This window comes from Acinetobacter sp. 24-47-66 (genome assembly GCF_056779755.1).
The window spans coordinates 58,050-78,212 of sequence record NZ_JBWYIL010000005.1 but is presented as its reverse complement, the minus strand read 5'-3'; the positions used below and the strand labels follow the sequence as shown (position 1 = coordinate 78,212).

Annotated in this window: 22 protein-coding genes and 1 tRNA gene; 17 read left to right on the top strand and 6 right to left on the bottom strand. The window is 38.7% G+C overall.

The genetic code is table 11. The annotated features are described in order from the left end of the window. Window positions 1–65 precede the first annotated feature (65 nt). The 3 genes from AC1M84_RS06685 to AC1M84_RS06675 form a co-directional block, all read right to left on the bottom strand. Window positions 66–671 (bottom strand): alpha/beta hydrolase, encoded by a 606-nt coding sequence (locus AC1M84_RS06685; protein ID WP_481594687.1) that lies wholly within the window; start codon window positions 669–671, stop codon window positions 66–68. Between the two features lie 15 nt (window positions 672–686). After that, complete coding sequence (locus AC1M84_RS06680; protein ID WP_481594686.1) at window positions 687–1,703, bottom strand: sulfate ABC transporter substrate-binding protein; 1,017 nt, start codon at window positions 1,701–1,703, stop codon at window positions 687–689. 175 nt (window positions 1,704–1,878) lie between these two features. Next, on the bottom strand, window positions 1,879–2,886 hold the full coding sequence (locus tag AC1M84_RS06675; RefSeq protein ID WP_481593450.1) for a sulfate ABC transporter substrate-binding protein: 1,008 nt from the start codon (window positions 2,884–2,886) through the stop codon (window positions 1,879–1,881). 153 nt (window positions 2,887–3,039) lie between these two features. Between AC1M84_RS06675 and pabC the strand changes: the two genes are divergently transcribed. The 4 genes from pabC (at window position 3,040) to AC1M84_RS06655 (ending at window position 6,023) form a co-directional block, all read left to right on the top strand. Continuing rightward, window positions 3,040–3,849: an aminodeoxychorismate lyase gene (gene pabC, locus AC1M84_RS06670; protein ID WP_481594745.1), complete on the top strand. Its 810-nt coding sequence runs from the start codon at window positions 3,040–3,042 to the stop codon at window positions 3,847–3,849. Between the two features lie 5 nt (window positions 3,850–3,854). Beyond that, a complete protein-coding gene (mltG, locus tag AC1M84_RS06665) occupies window positions 3,855–4,904 on the top strand; it encodes an endolytic transglycosylase MltG (protein WP_481593449.1) in 1,050 nt (349 codons plus the stop codon). A 14-nt stretch (window positions 4,905–4,918) separates the two neighbouring features. Next, entirely contained in the window at window positions 4,919–5,542 is a 624-nt protein-coding gene (tmk, locus tag AC1M84_RS06660; RefSeq protein WP_035267194.1) for a dTMP kinase, read from the top strand. Window positions 5,543–5,603: 61 nt separating this feature from the next. After that, window positions 5,604–6,023, top strand: coding sequence for a PaaI family thioesterase (locus AC1M84_RS06655; RefSeq protein WP_481593448.1), 420 nt, complete (start codon window positions 5,604–5,606; stop codon window positions 6,021–6,023). A 35-nt stretch (window positions 6,024–6,058) separates the two neighbouring features. On the opposite strand, the gene nadB is transcribed toward AC1M84_RS06655, so the two are convergent. Continuing rightward, on the bottom strand, window positions 6,059–7,690 hold the full coding sequence (nadB, locus tag AC1M84_RS06650) for an L-aspartate oxidase (RefSeq protein ID WP_416224321.1): 1,632 nt from the start codon (window positions 7,688–7,690) through the stop codon (window positions 6,059–6,061). Window positions 7,691–7,923: 233 nt separating this feature from the next. On the opposite strand from nadB, the gene AC1M84_RS06645 reads away from it, so the two are divergent. The 11 genes from AC1M84_RS06645 (at window position 7,924) to AC1M84_RS06595 (ending at window position 17,180) form a co-directional block, all read left to right on the top strand. Next, the gene (locus AC1M84_RS06645; protein ID WP_481594685.1) at window positions 7,924–9,309 is read left to right on the top strand and encodes a Do family serine endopeptidase; all 1,386 of its coding nucleotides are present in this window, start codon (window positions 7,924–7,926) and stop codon (window positions 9,307–9,309) included. Between the two features lie 112 nt (window positions 9,310–9,421). Continuing rightward, window positions 9,422–9,883: an acyl-CoA thioesterase gene (locus tag AC1M84_RS06640; protein ID WP_481593447.1), complete on the top strand. Its 462-nt coding sequence runs from the start codon at window positions 9,422–9,424 to the stop codon at window positions 9,881–9,883. A 163-nt stretch (window positions 9,884–10,046) separates the two neighbouring features. After that, a complete protein-coding gene (lepA, locus tag AC1M84_RS06635; protein WP_481593446.1) occupies window positions 10,047–11,864 on the top strand; it encodes a translation elongation factor 4 in 1,818 nt (605 codons plus the stop codon). Window positions 11,865–11,880: 16 nt separating this feature from the next. After that, window positions 11,881–12,735 (top strand): signal peptidase I, encoded by an 855-nt coding sequence (lepB, locus tag AC1M84_RS06630; RefSeq protein ID WP_035267182.1) that lies wholly within the window; start codon window positions 11,881–11,883, stop codon window positions 12,733–12,735. A 25-nt stretch (window positions 12,736–12,760) separates the two neighbouring features. After that, window positions 12,761–13,135 carry a DUF4845 domain-containing protein gene (locus tag AC1M84_RS06625; protein ID WP_481594684.1) on the top strand — a complete coding sequence of 125 codons (375 nt, stop codon included), beginning with the start codon at window positions 12,761–12,763 and terminating at the stop codon, window positions 13,133–13,135. Next, window positions 13,107–13,808, top strand: coding sequence for a ribonuclease III (gene rnc, locus AC1M84_RS06620; protein WP_035267179.1), 702 nt, complete (start codon window positions 13,107–13,109; stop codon window positions 13,806–13,808). The genes AC1M84_RS06625 and rnc overlap by 29 nt, the downstream gene beginning before the upstream one ends. Further along, complete coding sequence (gene era / locus AC1M84_RS06615; protein WP_481594683.1) at window positions 13,805–14,833, top strand: GTPase Era; 1,029 nt, start codon at window positions 13,805–13,807, stop codon at window positions 14,831–14,833. The genes rnc and era overlap by 4 nt, the downstream gene beginning before the upstream one ends. A gap of 26 nt (window positions 14,834–14,859) precedes the next feature. Further along, the gene (locus tag AC1M84_RS06610; protein WP_180028433.1) at window positions 14,860–15,051 is read left to right on the top strand and encodes an NF038104 family lipoprotein; all 192 of its coding nucleotides are present in this window, start codon (window positions 14,860–14,862) and stop codon (window positions 15,049–15,051) included. Between the two features lie 12 nt (window positions 15,052–15,063). Continuing rightward, the gene (gene recO, locus AC1M84_RS06605) at window positions 15,064–15,777 is read left to right on the top strand and encodes a DNA repair protein RecO (protein WP_481594682.1); all 714 of its coding nucleotides are present in this window, start codon (window positions 15,064–15,066) and stop codon (window positions 15,775–15,777) included. Between the two features lie 9 nt (window positions 15,778–15,786). After that, window positions 15,787–16,512, top strand: coding sequence for a pyridoxine 5'-phosphate synthase (pdxJ, locus tag AC1M84_RS06600; RefSeq protein WP_035267175.1), 726 nt, complete (start codon window positions 15,787–15,789; stop codon window positions 16,510–16,512). A 14-nt stretch (window positions 16,513–16,526) separates the two neighbouring features. Further along, entirely contained in the window at window positions 16,527–17,180 is a 654-nt protein-coding gene (locus AC1M84_RS06595) for a MiaE family protein (RefSeq protein ID WP_035267174.1), read from the top strand. An 86-nt stretch (window positions 17,181–17,266) separates the two neighbouring features. Here the strand turns inward: AC1M84_RS06595 and AC1M84_RS06590 are convergent. Next, window positions 17,267–17,342 (bottom strand) — tRNA-Asn (locus AC1M84_RS06590). A gap of 239 nt (window positions 17,343–17,581) precedes the next feature. On the opposite strand from AC1M84_RS06590, the gene AC1M84_RS06585 reads away from it, so the two are divergent. Next, window positions 17,582–18,025 carry a hypothetical protein gene (locus AC1M84_RS06585; RefSeq protein WP_481594681.1) on the top strand — a complete coding sequence of 148 codons (444 nt, stop codon included), beginning with the start codon at window positions 17,582–17,584 and terminating at the stop codon, window positions 18,023–18,025. Between the two features lie 505 nt (window positions 18,026–18,530). Here AC1M84_RS06585 and AC1M84_RS06580 read toward each other — a convergent pair. Continuing rightward, a complete protein-coding gene (locus AC1M84_RS06580) occupies window positions 18,531–19,757 on the bottom strand; it encodes a pyridoxal phosphate-dependent aminotransferase (RefSeq protein ID WP_035265512.1) in 1,227 nt (408 codons plus the stop codon). A 215-nt stretch (window positions 19,758–19,972) separates the two neighbouring features. Between AC1M84_RS06580 and AC1M84_RS06575 the strand changes: the two genes are divergently transcribed. Beyond that, entirely contained in the window at window positions 19,973–20,155 is a 183-nt protein-coding gene (locus AC1M84_RS06575; RefSeq protein WP_179997905.1) for a hypothetical protein, read from the top strand. Window positions 20,156–20,163 lie beyond the last annotated feature (8 nt).

Below are 20,163 nucleotides of genomic sequence, written 5' to 3'. Positions count from 1 at the left end.
GAAAAAGCTTACCGTAATCAATAAGCAATTGAATTGAAAAATTTATCAAGAATAAGTGGCGAACTTTAAATTGCAAATTTGTAATACAACTTGCCATTATCAATACTATTGATATAGTTCGACAGCTTTTCATGAATCAAAAAATCGAAGATCTCTGGAAATGGTCCAAATCCTGAATCAACATTAATATGACCGACTTGACCTAAGTTAATCGGTTTTACACCCCATGATTTTGCTAATTTTTTTGCATCCTCAAAACCTAACCACGGATCATTTTCACTGATGAGCATTTTTGTGGGAACGCTAATCTTAATTTGATGAAAGTAAAAACTATAATCAGTCAAACTCAAACGAGCAAAACCATTTTCACCAAAACGACTTGGATTGGCTGGTGCAACTAAAACCAGTTGTTTAACTTTCTGTGCTATTTCTGGGTGCTGATGCAGAGCAGCGACTGACGTTAAACAGCCAAAACTATGTGCAACAATCTGTACGGGTGCATCTATCTGCGAAATTTTTTCTACAAAACGATTGATCCAATCTGAAAGTAAGGGAAAGTTCCAATCATCTTGTTGAACACGTGAGCATGGCATGACTTGACGTTGCAACCATGATTGCCAATGATTTTCATCACTTCCGCCGACGCCGGGTACAATGAGTGTATGTATCATGTCATGCTCCACTGATTATTTTTTTGTGTTATTGGCTTTGGTAATTTGGTCAAAAATACCATTATTCTCAAAATGAGCTTTTTGTACTTTCGCCCAGCCACCAAACTCTTGATCAATTGTGACCAATTTCAGTGGCTTAAATGTTGATGAATATTGTTTTAATACAGCTTGATTACGCGGACGATAGAAATTTTTCGCGGCAATATGTTGTCCCTTAGGTGAGTAAAGGAAATTCAAATAACCTTGCGCCAAATATTTATTGCCTGATTTTTCTGCATTTTTTTCAACGATCGCCACAGGTGGTTCAGCAAGTATAGAAAGTGTTGGCGTCACAATTTCAAATTTACCGGGTTGTTCACGCAGTGCTAAATGAGCTTCATTTTCCCAAGCAAGCAAAACATCGCCAATACCGCGTTCAGCAAAAGTTGTAGTTGAGCCACGAGCACCCGAATCTAAGACCTTGGTTTGTTTATAAATTTGTTGAACAAATTGTTGTGCTTTGGCGTCATTTCCACCTGGTTGGTGTTTAGCCCATGCCCAAGCCGCTAAATAATTCCAACGTGCACCACCTGAGGTCTTAGGGTTTGGCGTAATAATGTCCACACCCGGTTTTACTAAATCACCCCAGTCTTTAATATTTTTTGGATTTCCTTTTTTGACGAGGAAAACAATTGTGGAAGTGTAGGGTGTAGAATTATGTGGGAATTTCTTCTGCCAATCCTTTGGTAATAAATTGGTTTTTTCAGCAATCGCATCAATGTCAGCTGCAAGTGCTAGAGTCACAACATCTGCATTTAAACCATCAATGACTGCACGCGCTTGTTTACCTGAACCGCCATGTGACTGACGAAAGTTGACGTTTTGTCCAGTCCGAGATTTCCAATACGTACCAAATTCTTTATTTACTTCTACGTAGAGTTCACGAGTAGGATCGTAAGAGACGTTTAATAAATCTTTAGCGGAAGCGCTAAGCGAAGCAGCTGAAACAAAAGCTGCGATAACCCCAAGTTTTAATTTAGCTGAAAAGCGCATGGCAACCTCAAAAGAAAATATTCTGTTACATGGCGCTAGAATAAATCTAATCTTTATGCATAAAAAATAATTAAAAATGAATTTTATATGAAAAAAAAAGATTTAGGTGTGTCGTTAAAAAAATGCCGATCATGAATATGATCGGCAAGCCATAAGTTAAAGCTTAAATCTTAATTTATTTATTACTGTTTGCTTTGACAATTTGATCGAATATCCCGCCATTATCAAAATGTTGTTTTTGGACTTTTGTCCAACCTCCAAACTCTTTATCAATCGTGACCAATTTTAAAGGTTTAAATACGGATTGGTATTTTGAAAGTACCGTCGTATTTCGTGGTCGATAAAAGTTTTTGGCAGCAATGGTTTGACCAGCTGGAGAATACAGATAATTCAAATAGGCTTTTGCTACATTGAGGTTGCCATCTTTTTGCGCATTTTTCTCAACAATTGCTACAGGGGGCTCAGCAAGAATGGAAAGTGTTGGTGTAATGATTTCAAATTTTCCAGGTTGTTCACGAAGTGCTAAATGCGCTTCATTCTCCCAAGCCAGGAGTACATCTCCAATGCCACGCTCTGCAAAAGTTGTTGTGGCACCACGTGCACCAGAGTCTAGCACTTTAGTATTTTTATAAATTTGTCGTACAAATTCTTGTGCTTTAGCATCGTTACCGCCGGGTTGGTGTTTTGCCCAAGCCCATGCTGCTAAGTAATTCCAACGCGCACCACCTGACGTCTTAGGGTTTGGCGTAATAATTCCAACATCATTTTTAATCAAGTCTCCCCAGTCTTTGATCCCTTTGGGATTGCCTTTTTTGACTAAAAACACGATGGTTGAGGTATAGGGTGTAGAGTTCTGTGGGAATTTTTTCTGCCAGTCTTTTGGTAATAAATTGGTTTTTTCAGCAATCGCATCAATATCTGCTGCGAGTGCGAGAGTCACGACATCTGCATCTAGGCCATCAATGACCGCACGGGCTTGTTTACCAGATCCACCATGAGATTGTTTAAAATTCAATTCTTGACCAGTCTGCTTTTTCCAATATGCTCCAAACTCTTTATTAAAGTTGTCATAAAGTTCGCGAGTTGGATCATATGAAACATTTAAAAAATCTTTTGCGAGTGTGGAAACAGAAGTGACTGAAAGTAAAGCTGCAATGACCCCAATTTTAAAAGTACGCATCATTATTCCTATGTGTTTGTCATTTTTTGATGATTTGAGCATAGGGAAATTTTTTAAAATAAAAAAATAAGAAGAAATGAAAAAGTTATGATCAAAACAGCTATTCATTTTGTGAGTGACTTTTTACACTATGAGAAAGGAATGAGGTTGCTTGAAATGATCTGTTTAAAAAATGCCAAGCCAATGGATGCAATATCTATTTTGGATCGTGGCTTCCATTATGGGGATGGCTGTTTTACCACGGCAAGAATTCGAAATAATAAAATTGAATTATTTGAACGTCATTTAACAAGATTGAATACGGCCATTGAGCGATTGTCACTTCAAGCTAATCTTGACTATATTTCTGAGTCTATCCAGTATTTACAGCAAGAATATGAGCAATTAAACGGGACGATTAAAATTGTACTGAGTCGAGGCGAGGGGCAACGAGGATACAGTTTACCTCATCATTCAGCAGATCTTTGGTTGTATTATTATCCGCAAAACGTGACTGATCATCACTATGAAGTCATTGAGAGTGGTTTACTTGAGCGAGTAATGGGTTTAACTATGCCACAATTGGTGGGAATTAAATCACTGAATCGGTTAGAACAAGTGTTACTAAAGCAGGAAGCTGATGAGAAGGGTTTTCAAGAAGCCTTAGTTACAGATGTTCAAGGCTATATTGTTGAAGGAATCAGCAGTAACTGCTTTATACGATTGAATGATACGTGGATTTGTCCTGAACTTCGTTATAATGGCGTTCATGGGGTGATGCGTGCTGAAATTTTGGAGCGTATGAATCATTATGGTATAACGTTCCAAAAAAGAGTAATTGATTTGAATGAACTTCTTCACATTCAAAGTGTATTTTATTGTAATGCGCTCCACCCAATGAAAATCGCCTCTTGCCTTGATGATCGTCGATTAGATACACAAGCGTGTATTGATCTTTTTCACCACCTTCAACTTAATCAGATTTAAAGCTTATGTCCTCTCCTCAGAAATCAACAAAGAAAAAGAACAGCAAGACATCCTTTAAACCTAAAGCGCTTTTATTCATTATTGCAGGTCTAATGTTGCTTGCAACCATGATTCTATCTGCAAGTCTATGGAAGGATTATCCTGTAGAGGGTAAAAAGCAAATGCTCGCGATTAATCATGGTGATACTTACTCACAATTTATTGATCGTTTAGCTAAAAATAAGCAAGTTTCATTTCCCATTATTTTAAAGATTTATCAACGATTCATGATTCATGACAGCATGAAAGCTGGAGTCTATGAGGTCAAAGAGGGAATGAGTGTCCGTCAAGTTCTAGACATGATTTCAAATTCTGAAAATGCACAATTGAATCGAATTTTGGTCATTGAGGGTACAACATTTAAGCAGTTAAAAAATGCGCTTAAGAATGATGAATTGGTGACGAAAGAGCTGGTTCATTTGAGCGATGCAGAAATATTAAAGGAATTGAATATTCCATTTTCACATCCAGAAGGATTGTTTGCGCCAAATACTTATTTTTTTGCAAAGGGTGAAACAGATCGTAAAATTTTAACTGATTTGTATCAACATCAGATGAAGGCACTAGATAAAGCCTGGGAAAATCGAGCTTCTGATTTGCCGTATAAAAATAAATATGAAGCGCTCATCATGGCATCAATTATTGAGAAAGAAACCAATGTTGATCATGAGTTAGATAAAGTCTCGGGCGTATTCGTTCGTCGATTAAAAATTGGTATGCGTTTACAAACTGATCCAACCGTCATTTATGGTATGGGCGATCAATATACGGGCAACATTACCCGTAAAGATTTAAGAACGCCAACACCATATAACACGTATACGATTTACGGATTGCCACCAACACCGATCGCATTACCAAGTGATAAAGCGATCGAAGCGGCAATGCATCCAGATCATTCTGACTATATTTATTTTGTGGCGACTGGAAATGGAGGTCACAAATTCAGTACCAATCTAGATGACCATAATCGCGCTGTTCAAGAATATCTTGCTGTGATTCGATCTAAAAAATAAGGGGTAAAATAGACGTGTTTATTAGCTTTGAAGGCACAGAAGGTGTTGGTAAAACGACATTGATTCATAAAATTCGTGACTACTTCCTTGAGCAATCAAAGCAAGTTGTTCTAACTCGTGAACCAGGTGGTACTCCGCTCGCTGAGCAAATTCGTTCCGTACTTCTGACAGTGAATCATGAAGAAAGAATGAGTAATGATACTGAACTATTATTAATGTACGCAGCTCGAGCGCAACATTTGCAACAAGTCATAATGCCTGCACTTGAAAATAGTTCGATCGTGTTATGCGACCGTTTTTGTGATAGCAGTTTCGCGTATCAGTGTGCAGGTCGTGGGTTAAGCCGTGAAAAATTAGCGCTTTTAAACCAAAACTTTGTTCTAAAAATGCCTGACCTGACATTTTGGTTGGATGCTCCGACTGAACTCGGAATGCAACGAGCGCGTGCGCGTGGAGCATTGGATCGGTTTGAACAAGAAAAAGCAGCTTTTTTTGAAAAAGTACGCGCAGGATTTGCTGAATTACATCAGTTAGAGCCGAATCGTGTTAAGCGTATTGATGCAACACAAAGTCCTGAGCAAGTATTTAATGATGCAATTGAACGAATTAGTTCATGGAAAGCTGAGCATAAGTGCTAATTAAAAAAGCAAATATGATTTATATTGAGTCATTGTTTATGGAAAAACGATTAGACTCAATATGATCAGTAATAAAGAAGAAATACTCAAATTCCTAAAAACCGAATTTCCACAAAGTCTCCAAAAATGTGAAATAGTATCGGTAGAGCCACGTGGTGCTACAGTCATTTATCATGTTGATGAAAATGATTTAAGACCTGGAGGGACAGTTTCAGGTCCGACCATGATGACAGCTGCCGATTATGGGTTGTATATCGCAATACTGGGAGAAATTGGTATTGTAGGTCTTACAGTGACAACCAATATGAATATTAACTTTCTTAGAAAACCCAAAGGTGGTTGTGACATCAAGGGTGTTTGTAAATTAATGAAAGTTGGCAAAACTCTAGTTGTCGGAGAGGTTTACTTATACTCTGTTGGGGATGATGAGCCGATAGCTCACGTTACTGGGACTTACTCAATTCCGCCCAAAAGGGCATAAAAAAGCGAGTATGAACTCGCTTTTTTATGTTGAACTTAAACCTCAACTAAAGGTGTTTCCACTTCAAAATTTGGTGGGGTGAGTACAGTTTTTCGTAATTCTTGCGAAGGCTCAGGATAGTCCAAAGTGTAATGTAATCCGCGTGATTCTTTTCTTTGCATCGCACAACGAATAATCATCTCAGAAACGAGTACAAGGTTACGAAGCTCAATTAGATTTTTACTGACATGATAATCTTGATAATATTCGGTGATTTCATGTTTCAGCATTTCAACGCGATGTAATGCACGTTCTAAACGTTTGGTCGTTCGTACAATACCTACATAGTTCCACATGGTCTGACGTAACTCATCCCAGTTTTGCAAAATGACAACGTCTTCATCAGGATTCATGACTTGAGAAGCATCCCATTCAGGGACTTCATAGTGATCTATAATATTTTGATGTTGATCTTGAATATGCTTTGCTGCACTCATGCCATAAACAAAACATTCTAAAAGTGAGTTACTTGCCATACGGTTGGCGCCGTGTAAACCTGTATAAGACGTCTCACCAATCGCATATAGACCTTGAATGTCCGTTTGACTATGTTCATCGACTACGACACCACCACAGGTGTAGTGCGCTGCTGGCACAACTGGGATCATATCTTTGGTAATATCAATACCCAGCTCGAGTAGGCGAGCATACAAAGTGGGGAAGTGCTCTTTAATGAACTCAGGGGTTTTGTGGGTAATATCTAGCCATACATGTCGTATACCCAATCTTTTAATTTCGTAGTCGATAGCTCGAGCTACAATATCACGTGGTGCTAACTCTGCACGTTCATCGAAACGAAGCATGAAGCGTTCGCCGTCAGGTAAACGAAGATAAGCGCCTTCACCACGCATTGCTTCAGTAATTAAGAAGGAACGTGCTTGAGGGTGATATAAACAGGTTGGGTGGAATTGATTAAATTCCATATTGGCGACGCGGCATCCAGCACGATATGCCATTGCAATACCATCGCCTGTAGCGATATCAGGGTTAGAGGTATATAAATATGCTTTCATGGCACCGCCACATGCCAGTGCAGTAAATGGTGCTAAGAAAGTATGCACTTGCTCGGTTTGCTCATCTAAAGCATATAAGCCTAAAGCACGATTTTCCTGATTCAAATGCCCCAGCTTATGCGCTGTAATGAGGTCAATCGCAATGTAATTTTCAAAGATGTGAATATTGTTTTTTTCTTGTGCCCGTTCAACTAAAGTGGTTGAAATTGCTTTCCCTGTTGCATCTGCGGAATGAATAATGCGGCGCTGAGAATGCCCACCTTCACGTGTGAGATGCAAGTTATCTTCATCATCTAGTGTGAATTTAACACCTTGTTTCAGTAAAAAATCAACAGAGGGTTTTCCTCCTTCAACCGTGTGTTGAACAGCTTGTTTTTCACAGAGATAAGCACCTGCAATGAGCGTGTCATCAATATGTTGTTGAATAGAATCAGCCTCATCAAGAACAGCTGCAACGCCGCCTTGTGCATAATACGTGCTGGCATCTTTCAAATGAGATTTTGCTAACACTGCGATATTAAAATGATCAGGTAATGAGAGTGCTAGACTTAAACCCGCACCGCCACTGCCCACAATAATCACATCAAATTGATGCGCACTTGTATTTTTCGGCATTTCCATTCGCAAACTGAATTTTAAAAGTGCGTTAATATGGCTCTTTTTTAAAGCAAAATTCAAGAGTTTGATTGATCAAATTTTTTTTTATGCACTTGAACTATTAGTTTTTAATCATATTTTAAGTAAAGTATTGTTTTCTATTAATATAGAAACATTTATTTACGCACAGAGAATTTTGATTGTGCTAAAAATTATTTTATCCAAGAATCATAAATGAGAGTTCACTTAACATGAAAAATCGCGTTATAGCATCAGGACTTTTTGCTGCAGTATTTACTGCGGCAGTGCAAACTCAAGCGGCGGCTACTGTTGACTTTTCAAATCTTGTAGAGCGAGTAAGTCCGGGTGTCGTCAGCGTGAATGTTGTTAAGAAAATGACACAAGAAGAAATTCTTCAACAACAAGTACCTGAACTGCTGAAACGATTCTTCGGCAATCAAATTATTATTCCGCAGCGCCAAGCTCCTCAAGAGAAAACGGGTTTTGGGAGTGCATTTTTTATTAGCCGTGATGGTTACCTGATTACCAACCATCATGTTGTAGAAAATGCTTCACAAATCACCATCATGTTAAATGATCGTCGCGAGATTGATGCCAAAGTTATTGGTAGTGATGAACGTACTGATGTGGCATTACTGAAAGTTGAAGGTGCGAACTACCCAGCACTTTCGACTGGGAATATCGACCAATTAAGAGTTGGAGAACCTGTTCTTGCCATTGGCTCACCGTTTGGTTTTGAGTACTCGGCATCTGCGGGGATTGTCAGTGCCAAATCAAGAAATATGTTGGGTGAAACATCAGTTCCGTTTATTCAAACTGATGTCGCATTAAACCCTGGTAACTCTGGGGGACCATTGTTTAATCAACAAGGTCAAGTGATTGGTGTGAACTCTCGTATTTTCAGTGGTACTGGCGGATATATGGGATTGTCATTCTCCATTCCAATCGATGTGGCGATGGATGTGGCAGATCAATTAAAGAAAAATGGTAAAGTCAGTCGCTCATATCTTGGAGTTCATTTACAAGAGATTGATCGTAACCTTGCAGAAGCTTATAAGTTACCGAAACCTGAAGGTGCTTTAATCACAGAAATTGCGCCAAATTCCCCAGCAGAGCGCGCTGGCTTAAAGCAAAATGATATTATTTTGAAATACAACGGAACTGCAATTTCAAGAACGAGTGAGCTATTAAATTACTTAAATAGAACACAGCCAAATCAAAAAATTCAGTTAGAAATATTGCGTGATGAACGTGTACGTACGATTACAGCAACACTTGCATCAGCACCAGATGAAACACCAGCACAAGCGCAAAATGTAAGTGAAGCCAAAAAACGCGGACCTACACTAGGTGTTGCGATTCGCGAACTTGCACCTGTTGAAAAAACACGTCTTGGTGTTAAAGGTGGTGTCTACATTCAAGAGGTTGTACGCGGAGGTTTGGCGGCACAATCTCGAATTATGGCTGGTGATGTGATCACCTCGATTAATGGTAAGAATGTAAGTACAACACAAGATTTTGTGGAGGCGGTGGCTAATCTTAAAACCAATACCGTTGCACGAGTGGGTATCATCCGTGAAGGGCGAAATGCCATGATCGGATTAAGAATCAAGTAAACATGAATTGAATAAAGGGCCTTGCGATAGCAAGGTCTTTTTTATTTAACTCTAAAATTATATTAAACTCTTTTCGAATGTTGATGATGAATACGCAATACAAGGGAATATAGTGAGTACAATCTTTGACCTTAAAATAAAAGCAATAGCACAAGACATTGATATTTTAGGTCATGTGAATAATGTGGTGTATGTAAAATGGATGCAAGATGTTGCAACAGCACATATTGAACAACTGGGTTTAGGGGTTGAGCAATATCTAGAACTCAAACATGCCATGGTTGCAGTTGAGCATCACATGAATTACAGAAAGGCGTGTTTTGAAAATGATGAAATTATTTTAAGAACTTGGCTTAATGATTTGAATGCGATGTATTCATTTCGTCAGTACGCTTTTTTTAGACCTTCAGACCAATCATTATTATTTGTGGGAAATACCAAATGGGCCTGTGTAGAGATTGCAACAGGCAGACCCAAACGATTATCTCCAACATTTACTCAAGCTTATCAGCCTATTTCTGAGGTATTAAATCCTTTGGATTTCACTCAAGATTATTCTTTATCCGCTAACTAAAGAATTGCTTGAGTCGGTCGAATTAAATATTTCACCACATGGTGTTCATTATTATGAATACTTTGAAAAATCCATCTGCTATAATCGTCCGCAATTTGTTAAACAGCTTTTGCTATGTAGTTTTTATTTCATGCATAGCGCAATTTATTGTTCAAGGTAACCCATGGCGCAAGCTAAAAAATCCGTAAATATCAAAAATATACGTAACTTTTCGATTATTGCTCACATCGATCACGGGAAGTCGACATTAGCTGACCGTTTTATTCAGACCTGTGGTGGTTTGCAAGATCGCGAAATGCAAGCGCAAGTTCTAGACTCAATGGAGCTTGAGCGTGAGCGCGGGATTACCATTAAAGCGACGTCTGTGACGCTTTATTATACGCATCCAAATGGTGAAGAGTATCAACTCAACTTTATTGATACACCAGGGCACGTGGATTTCTCATATGAAGTATCACGTTCGCTTGCTGCTTGTGAAGGTGCGCTTTTAGTTGTCGATGCAGCTCAAGGTGTTGAAGCTCAATCAGTTGCAAACTGCTATACAGCAATTGAGCAAGGGCTTGAGGTTCTACCTGTACTCAATAAAATCGATTTGCCTCAAGCAGAACCTGAGCGTGTCATTCAAGAAATTGAAGACATTATCGGAATTGAAGCAACTGAAGCACCTACGTGTTCAGCTAAAACTGGATTAGGAATCGAAGGTGTTTTAGAAACACTTGTGAATACCATTCCTGCTCCGACGGGTGACCGTGAAGCGCCGCTTCAAGCTTTAATTATTGACTCATGGTTTGACAACTATTTAGGTGTTGTATCCTTAGTCCGTATCAAGCAAGGTCGCGTGCGTAAAGGCGATAAAATGTTGATGAAATCAACGGGTCAAACGCACATTATTACCTCTGTCGGTATTTTCAATCCTAAACATACAGAAACTGATATTTTAGAAGCAGGTGAAGTCGGCTTTGTGATTGCTGGTATCAAAGATATTTTTGGTGCGCCAGTCGGTGATACGATCACACTTGCAACTACGCCAGAAGTAGAAACTCTACCTGGATTCAAAAAAGTTAAACCGCAGGTATATGCAGGTTTATTCCCGATTGATGCAAGTGAATTTGAACCTTTCCGTGAAGCATTACAAAAACTGCAAATTAACGATTCAGCATTATTCTTTGAACCTGAAAGTTCTGATGCATTAGGATTTGGTTTCCGTTGCGGTTTCTTGGGTATGCTGCACATGGAGATTGTACAAGAGCGCTTAGAGCGTGAGTATGATCTAGACCTGATTTCATCAGCACCGACTGTGATTTACGAAGCTGTCATGAAGAGTGGCGAGACAGTTTATATCGACAGTCCATCAAAAATGCCAGATGGTTCGACGGTAGAAGACCTTCGTGAGCCGATCGCAGAATGTAATATCCTTGTGCCACAAGAATATCTTGGTAATGTAATGACGTTATGCGTTGAACGCCGTGGTGTTCAAAAAGACATGAAGTTTATGGCAAACCAAGTAGCCATTACATTTGAAATACCAATGGCTGAAGTCGTGATGGATTTCTTCGATAAATTAAAATCATGTTCACGTGGTTTTGCATCGTTAGATTATAACTTCGTCCGTTTTGAGTCTTCTTCTCTTGTAAAAGTAGATGTCTTGATCAATGGTGAAAAAGTCGATGCATTGGCAATGATTTGTCATCGTCAAGATGCGCGTCATCGTGGTATTGCACTTGTTGAAAAAATGAAAGATTTGATTCCACGTCAAATGTTTGATGTGGCGATTCAAGCTGCAATTGGTGCTCAAATTATCGCGCGTTCAACAGTAAAAGCAATGCGTAAGAACGTATTGGCGAAATGTTATGGTGGTGACGTTTCACGTAAGAAGAAACTTCTTGCGAAACAGAAAGAAGGTAAGAAACGTATGAAGCAGGTGGGTAGTGTAGAAATCCCACAAGAAGCTTTCTTAGCAGTGTTAAAAGTAGAGCGATAACAACAAGGAATATCCCATGGATTTTGATTTTAATCTCATTCTCGTACCTGCAACCCTGATCTTTTTTGGATTATGGTTGCTGGATAAATTGGTACTCAAACAAAGAGCAACCAAAGGAAAAGGGAATGAAAATTTCATTATCACATGGGCATATGATTTTTGGCCTGTACTTGCAGTTGTGTTAGTGCTGCGATCATTCTTCTTTGAACCTTATAATATCCCATCTGAATCCATGGTTCCGGCATTGGAAACGGGTGATTATATCTTGGTAAACAAATATCAATATGGTGTTCGTTTACCGATTAGCAACACCAAAGTGTTGAATGTCAATGAGCCTGAACGTGGTGATGTGGCGGTATTTAGATATCCACCAAACCCATCAATTAGCTATATTAAGCGTATTATTGGTTTACCTGGTGATCATATCGTTTTTGAGAATAATCAATTAACCATCAATGGTGAAAAAGTTGTAACGGAATCGGCTGAATTTAATCGTGAAAAAGATGTTTCAGACACGCCAAATTCAATTTATCATTATGAAACTTTAGGTGATCATAAGTATTTGGTTCGTAATTTGGAAGGTCAAAACCCGATTATTGCGCATTTCAATTATGCACAAACCAAACAAGATCTTCCTTATGTTGCCACTGCGAATGATCGCTTTGTGAGAACAAATGGTCAAAGCTGGGAAGTAACTGTTCCGAAAGGATATTACTTTGCCATGGGTGACAACCGTGATCAGAGTGCTGATAGTCGAATCTGGGGATTCGTACCTGAGGCAAATTTAACAGGACAAGCAATTTATGTATGGATGCATAAAGAAGCTGGTTTGAAATTGCCATCATTCAGTCGTAATGGTCAAATTCAGTAATCTTCAAATATATGGATAATAAAAAATGCGTAACACTCAACGTGGTGCATCGTATACAGCGATTTTATTAGGGGTAATTGTTGCGGCATTTGGACTTAAAGTGCTCGTAGCATTGTGGCAGCCTTATTGGGATGACCGACTAATCAATCAATTGATTGAAGAACAAGTTGCAATCAGCTCAAAGGCGACAACACCACAACAGTTTACTTCAACAATGGGGCAGAAGTTTAGCATGAACAATATCCGTGACATTGAGTTCAAAGATATTGCGACTGTCAAATCTAAACAAGGTTTACAAGTGACAAAGAAATATGAAGTAAGAAAGCCATTCTTATTTAATATTGATTTAGTCCTCACATTCGAGAAAAGTTTTGATCAAAGGTCAGTTCAAAGTAAGTGATTCTCGCTTACTGAGTCGCATCGGTTATCAGTTTAAGAAAATTGAATTACTTCAACTTGCGTTGACACACCGATCGGTTAGCCATAAACATAACTATGAACGCCTAGAGTTTCTAGGCGATTCATTGTTAGGTATGATTATTGCCAATTACCTTTATCATGCTTATCCACATGAAAACGAAGGTCGTCTGACGCGTATGCGAGCTACTTTGGTTCGACAAGAAGCGTTAGGCAAAATTGCAACAGATTTGAAACTTAGTCAGAGTTTAATACTCAGTACTGGTGAATTAAAATCTGGTGGTCATCATAGAGAGTCGATACTCGCTGACACAGTCGAAGCGATTATTGGTGCAATCTATACTGATAGCCAAGATTTAAAGTTGTTAGAATCAATTGTGTTGAAATGGTATGAACCTTATTTAGATCATATTGAACCAACAGATCAATTGAAAGATCCTAAGTCCCGTTTACAAGAGTATCTTCAAGCTCGTAAAAAACCTCTCCCAGTGTATGAGGTTGTTGATATTCAGGGTGATGCACCAAACCAACATTTTAAAGTGGAATGTATGGTTGAAGGCTTGCCAAAATGTATGGGTGAGGGTTCAAGTCGTCGTTTTGCTGAGCAAGCAGTAGCGGCGGAAATTTTAAAATTTTTGGAGCAAAAGTCTTCATGACTACTCATTCCGATCACATCGATGCTGATCACGAGTCGCAAGACAGCGGCAATGATTTAATCAATCAATTTTTTAGTTCTCAAGGTACTACAATTCCCTCAGACTACAAAAGTGGCTTTGTAGCAATTGTAGGTCGTCCGAATGTAGGTAAATCTACATTAATGAACCATATTTTGGGTCAGAAGCTTTCGATTACGTCTCGTAAGCCTCAAACAACTCGACACAAGATTGTGGGTATTGATACGCGTGAGAAATCTCAGGCAGTATTTGTTGACACCCCTGGAATGCATAAGAAAGAAGTCCGTGCTATCAATAAAATGATGAATCGTGCAGCTCATTCAGCCTTGCGTGATGTAAATCTTGTACTGTTTGTTGTAGACACTGACAAATGGACTCAAAATGATGAATTAGTCCTTGAGAAGCTCAAAAATGCCGAAATGCCTGTCATCTTGGTCATTAATAAATTGGACACATTTGAGAATAAAAATCAGGCATTACCTCTAATTCAAGAACGTACTAAATTAATGAATTTTGCTGAGATCGTTCCGGTATCGGCATTGCGTGGCGCTAACCTTGATCATCTTAGAGATACGATCGAAAAATACTTACCGTTTCAACCACCATTGTATGCACTAGATCAACTCACAGATCGTTCTGAACGCTTCTTAGCTTCTGAAATTATTCGTGAAAAAATCATGCGTCAACTGGGTGAAGAGCTTCCATATGATTTAACGGTTCAAATTGAATCGTTTAAAACAGAAGAAGCGACTTTAAATGAGAAAACTGGTCGTATGAAGTCTGCTTGTACCTATATTGATGCTACGATTTTTGTTGATCGCCCTGGGCAAAAAGCCATTGTCATCGGTGAAAAAGGATCAAAGTTGAAAAAAATTGGTATGGATGCACGTGCTGATATGGAAAAAATGTTCGAAGAAAAGATCATGCTCACCCTTTGGGTTAAAGTCAAAGGCGGTTGGTCTGATGATGAGCGTGCATTAAAAAGCCTAGGATATAGTGATATCTAAGGATTAAACGGTTATAGGAGCTGATGATGATGAAGATGGTTGCGATAATTGTATGTGCTTTGGTTTTACAAGGTTGCATTCATAAAGTTGTCACAGTTCCTGTAAAAGTTGCGTATAAAACCACCAAAGGAGTCGTCAAAGGTACTGCAGCAGTAGTTGGGGCTGTTATTCCCGATGGTGATGACGATGATGAAAAAGAACTAAAGAAAGATAAATAATAAGATTAGTCGATGCGAAATGAATTTTTGCATGGATACTTAATCCATCATCGAAAGTATCGAGAGCGGAGTCATATTGTCCATTTATTCACTGAAGAGTATGGACGAGTTGATGGCATACTAAGACAACCTCCACCACCGCAATATCAGCCTATCGCACTTCAAGCGACAGGAAAGTCTGAATTAAAAAATTTCACAAAATTAGAAATTGTTAATCATCCCATTTTTTTTCATGGTGATGCATTCTTTTCAGGATTTTATTTAAATGAAATCTTATTGAGATTATGCCCATTAGAAGAGGCAATGCCAGATACTTTTGCACAGTACCACAAGACATTAGAAAGTTTACAAAAATTAGCTCAACATTCAAATCCTAACGAATTCTTGAAGCAAATTCTTCGTCAATTTGAATACGTACTTCTAGAAGAGCTTGGTTATGCGATTGATTACTCGATAGATGCACACCAAAATGAAATTTTAACTTCACAAAAATATCAATTTCAATTAAATGAAGGATTCGTACCAGTTCATTATTTAAGCGCTGCTACACTGACAGGTGAGCAAATTCGCAGCATGATAAATTATGAAAATGGTACAGATTTCAACGCTGAACAGTTACAATTACTGAATAAATTATATCGTCAAATGATTACTTCATTATTGGGTGATCGCCCACTAAAAAGTCGTCAATTGTGGATTCAAAACGCTCAATCAAAATCAAATTAGGAAAATGTTATGGCTGCATTGCTTGGTGTGAACATTGATCATGTTGCAACTCTAAGACAGGCTCGAGGCACACGCTACCCGGATCCAGTACAGGCAGCACTAATTTGTGAAGAGGCAGGGGCCGAAGGCATTACATTACATTTACGTGAGGATCGTCGTCATATTCATGATGATGATGTCCGTCGCATGCGCCCTGTACTTAAAACACGCATGAACCTTGAAATGGCAGTGACAGATGAGATGGTGGCATTTGCTAAAGAAATAAAGCCGCATCACGTGTGTTTTGTGCCTGAAAAGCGTCAAGAAGTCACGACCGAAGGTGGCTTAGATGTTGTTGGTAATTTTGAGGCTGTTAAGTCTGCTACACAGGAATTAGCAGCGATTGGATGTGATGTATCGTTATTTATCGATGCTGATATTGAACAAATTGATGCTGCAATTGCCTGTGGTGCGCCAACTATTGAGATTCATACAGGTGCTTATGCAGATGCTGAAACAGAAGAAGCACAGCAGGTAGAGTTACAACGTATTATCCGTGGAACAGAGTACGCTGCTGCTAAAGGTTTGGTTGTAAATGCTGGGCATGGACTTAATCTTGACAATGTTGCTCCTATTGCAGCAATTCCTCAAATACATGAATTGAATATTGGACATTCTCTGATTGCCGATGCTGTTTTTAAAGGACTTACGCAAGCAGTTCAAGATATGAAAGCAGCAATCAAAGCTGCACGATAAGATTGATGAGTACTATGTCAAATATTGATTATGATGAATTAATGAAGCCTGTCATAGGCTTCCTTGGTTGCGAAACTCCACAAGCTTGGTTAGATGAGGCTGTAAATAATCTTGATATTTTGATGCAAGATCATGCGAACTGTGAAAAGAAAGCAGCCAGTACAGCCATGAATCTCATGTTTAGATACAGCTTTTTTGTAGATTTACAAGTTAAGCTCGCTCAATTAGTGCGTGAGGAAATGCTGCATTATGAGCAGGTTTTAGAGTTTATGAATAAGCGCGGGCAGCAATGGGTCGGTTTAAGTGCTGGGCGTTATGCGGGTGGCTTACGCAAAGAAATTCGGACGTATGAACCAGAAGCGCTAATTGATGTTTTAATTATTGGTGCGTTTGTGGAAGCACGCTCATGTGAACGTTTTTATGCATTAGCGCCCAGAGTCGATGAGGAATTAGGGCGCTATTATCGCTACTTACTAAAATCTGAATCACGCCATTACGAGGATTATTTGGCTCTAGCTCTGGATGTGGCTAAAACTGCGAAATTGAAAGATCCTGAGGAGGATATTCAAAGTCGTATAGAGCACATTCGTGAAGTTGAAAAGCAACTCATCTTAACACCTGATGAAACCTTCCGTTTTCACAGTGGAGTTCCAGCAAAAGCAGCTTAAAATATGGTTGAGAAAATCCTCCCAAGTGGGGGATTTTTTTTTCATAAAAAAAGCCCAAGTCTTAAATGCTTGGGCTTTTTAGTATTTGGCTCTCCAACCTGGGCTCGAACCAGGGACCTGCGGATTAACAGTCCGTCGCTCTACCGACTGAGCTATTGGAGAATCTGAATGCGATTATAAGGGGATTTAAGATTGGGTCAAGTGTAAATTGCCATACAATTGTCACTTTTGAGCCGCATGTTGTTTATTTGCTCAAATAAAATGTTTTTTTTAAATTTACTTGCCAATTTAGAATGAGCTTGTTAGATTTATTTAACAACAGAGCGCTTGAAACAGAGTTTTAAGCAGTGTGGATTTATACCAACTTGCCAGCACTAAATGGCTAAAATAGGAGAAAGCGAATGAATACGCTTACCATTTCTCAGATCTTTTCCAATCTTGAATTCTATAAACAAAATTACCTGTCTATCTTGAATTCGCCTAGTGCTTATTTTATTGAAGTAGAGGGCGCGGTAATTGATGTATTTCCTTTTAAAAAACATCATCTGGTTTTGGGTGAGCTATTACAGCTGTGGTTTTCTGAAAAATGGTCTGTTGATCACGATCAATCATGCACGCTTGAACAATATTTGGCAGCAAATGACTTAAAAGCTAACTTAAATAAAGTCTATATCTACTCCATAAAAGGGAATGCTATTCTTGGCACGAATAAATCGCTTGCTTGGTTAAATGAGTCGAATGCGGTGAGCGAGATTTTATTAAAGTCACCACTTAAATATTATGTTGAATGCCTAAGTTGTTCTCGTCCTTCAAAGCATTTGTTTAATAAACAGCTTACAGTTTAGGCAAAGTTTCACAAGTTAAATCTGAAATTGTTGAATGAATTGATTTTTTTTAAAATATAGTCCAAGTTAGCCTGTGTCATTTTATCTTCTTTAGTAGGGTGAATTGGTGTTTCTAGAACTTATTTTTCATTAATTAAATCCCATATTATGGTTACTTAGATCAGTTCCAACTTCTATATGATGGTGCAAAGCATATCTATAAATGGGATTTTTCAGTGATAAATATGATGTTTCAGATTGGGCTATCGATACTATGAATAGTGTATAAACCTTAATTTATCAGCGGGCTACTTAGACAACTGTTGGATCATGTTTGAGTTGCTTTTTAAAAAATTTCTGACTTTTATCCAATCCTAAAAGCACACTTTTTTCGCTTCAGTGAGCGAGCGTACTAAACAAAAGGTTTTATCTTGCGTATTGGGTTATGTAGGTGCATGAAGGGGTTTAGATTTAATCAAAAAAACCCGCGAAAATCGCGGGTTTTTGATCTGATTAATTTATCAGATTATTTTTCAGCTGCGATAGAAGCAATTGCTGCATCTACGCCTTCGATTGAGTCAGCTGCTTTTTTGATACGTGCAAGCGCATCAACCAATACTTCATCTGCTGTTGCATATGAAATACGCATATAACCGCCTAAACCGAATGCATCACCAGGAACAACCGCAACACCAGTTTCTTCCAATAACCATGCAGAGAATTCTGTGCAAGATTTTAAACCTTTTGCACGGATCAATGGACGAATGTTTGCATAAGCATAGAATGCACCGTCAGCAGGTAAGCATGTAATGCCTTTGATATCATTCAAGCCATTAACAACTAAATCATGACGGCGTTTGAAAGCTTCAATCATTGGTTTAAGTACATCTTGAGGACCATTCAATGCAGCTTCTGCCGCAACTTGCGAAATTGAAGTTGGGTTAGAAGTAGATTGTGATTGAATTTTCTTCATTGCGCCGATTAATTTAGCAGGACCTGCTGCATAGCCGATACGCCAACCTGTCATTGCATATGCTTTAGATACACCGTTGAGAACGATTACGCGATCGTAAAGATCTGGTGCAACTGTAGCAATGTTATAAAACTCGTCGTCCCAACGAATTGGTTCGTACATATCATCAGAAGCAACATATACTTCAGGATATTTACGAAGAACTTCAGCTAATGCTTCTAATTCTTCTTTGGTATAAATCATACCTGTTGGGTTAGAAGGGCTGTTTAAAACAACTAGGCGAGTTTTATCAGTAATTGCAGCTTCTAATTGAGCTGGTGTGATTTTGAAACGTTGTTCTTCACCACATTTAACAATAACTGGCACACCTTCTGCGATGATCACCATATCTGGATAGCTTACCCAGAATGGAGCAGGGATGATTACTTCATCGCCTTTATTTAACAATGCAAGCGCAAGGTTAAAGAATGATTGCTTACCGCCACAAGAAACGAGAATCTGGTTAGCAGCATAATCAAGGTTATTATCACGTTTTAATTTAGCGATAATTGCTTTTTTAAGACCTGGCGTACCGTCAACTGCGGTGTATTTAGTGAAACCGTTGTTAATCGCTGCAATTGCTGCATCTTTGATGTGTTGTGGTGTATCGAAATCCGGTTCACCTGCACCTAAACCAATAACGTTTTTACCAGCAGCTTTAAGTTCTGCAGCTTTATTGGTCACAGCAAGCGTTGGGGACGGTTTGATGGCATTGACACGATCAGAGAGACGTACGTCCACGGCAGTATTCCTTCTTATAGGGATTAAAAAATAAAAAGCACACTATCTTAGCTTAAATTGAATGTTTTAGTCGTCCAATATCTAGGCAAATTAGCAAAAAATCACGAAATTCACCGAATTTTAATGAAATGATACATATCCACATTAAACAACGTGGGTCGCATAAAAAAACAAATTTCCGTACAATAGCGTTAGATTGAAATGAGTAGTCTCAAATGAGTTCGGAAAATTCTCCCAAAAAGAAGCCTGTAGTGAATCTTCCATTTCCTATCAAGCAAGTGAATGACGCAAAGCAAGCTGATGAAGAAATCGAAGATTTACGTCCAAAGCCTCAGCGCTATGCTGATCGCACATGGATGCCGCCACGTGGTACACGTCGCTCAATGGGTAAAAGATAAAAAAATAG

Excerpts from the sequence above, each read along its gene's own strand:
- AC1M84_RS06685 (WP_481594687.1), bottom strand. The coding sequence starts at position 671 with ATGATACATACACTCATTGTACCCGGCGTCGGCGGAAGTGATGAAAAT.
- AC1M84_RS06680 (WP_481594686.1), bottom strand. The coding sequence starts at position 1,703 with ATGCGCTTTTCAGCTAAATTAAAACTTGGGGTTATCGCAGCTTTTGTT.
- AC1M84_RS06675 (WP_481593450.1), bottom strand. The coding sequence starts at position 2,886 with ATGATGCGTACTTTTAAAATTGGGGTCATTGCAGCTTTACTTTCAGTC.
- pabC (WP_481594745.1), top strand. The coding sequence starts at position 3,040 with ATGATCTGTTTAAAAAATGCCAAGCCAATGGATGCAATATCTATTTTG.
- mltG (WP_481593449.1), top strand. The coding sequence starts at position 3,855 with ATGTCCTCTCCTCAGAAATCAACAAAGAAAAAGAACAGCAAGACATCC.
- AC1M84_RS06655 (WP_481593448.1), top strand. The coding sequence starts at position 5,604 with ATGATCAGTAATAAAGAAGAAATACTCAAATTCCTAAAAACCGAATTT.
- nadB (WP_416224321.1), bottom strand. The coding sequence starts at position 7,690 with ATGCCGAAAAATACAAGTGCGCATCAATTTGATGTGATTATTGTGGGC.
- AC1M84_RS06645 (WP_481594685.1), top strand. The coding sequence starts at position 7,924 with ATGAAAAATCGCGTTATAGCATCAGGACTTTTTGCTGCAGTATTTACT.
- lepA (WP_481593446.1), top strand. The coding sequence starts at position 10,047 with ATGGCGCAAGCTAAAAAATCCGTAAATATCAAAAATATACGTAACTTT.
- lepB (WP_035267182.1), top strand. The coding sequence starts at position 11,881 with ATGGATTTTGATTTTAATCTCATTCTCGTACCTGCAACCCTGATCTTT.
- AC1M84_RS06625 (WP_481594684.1), top strand. The coding sequence starts at position 12,761 with ATGCGTAACACTCAACGTGGTGCATCGTATACAGCGATTTTATTAGGG.
- era (WP_481594683.1), top strand. The coding sequence starts at position 13,805 with ATGACTACTCATTCCGATCACATCGATGCTGATCACGAGTCGCAAGAC.
- AC1M84_RS06610 (WP_180028433.1), top strand. The coding sequence starts at position 14,860 with ATGATGAAGATGGTTGCGATAATTGTATGTGCTTTGGTTTTACAAGGT.
- recO (WP_481594682.1), top strand. The coding sequence starts at position 15,064 with ATGCGAAATGAATTTTTGCATGGATACTTAATCCATCATCGAAAGTAT.
- pdxJ (WP_035267175.1), top strand. The coding sequence starts at position 15,787 with ATGGCTGCATTGCTTGGTGTGAACATTGATCATGTTGCAACTCTAAGA.
- AC1M84_RS06595 (WP_035267174.1), top strand. The coding sequence starts at position 16,527 with ATGTCAAATATTGATTATGATGAATTAATGAAGCCTGTCATAGGCTTC.
- AC1M84_RS06585 (WP_481594681.1), top strand. The coding sequence starts at position 17,582 with ATGAATACGCTTACCATTTCTCAGATCTTTTCCAATCTTGAATTCTAT.
- AC1M84_RS06575 (WP_179997905.1), top strand. The coding sequence starts at position 19,973 with ATGAGTTCGGAAAATTCTCCCAAAAAGAAGCCTGTAGTGAATCTTCCA.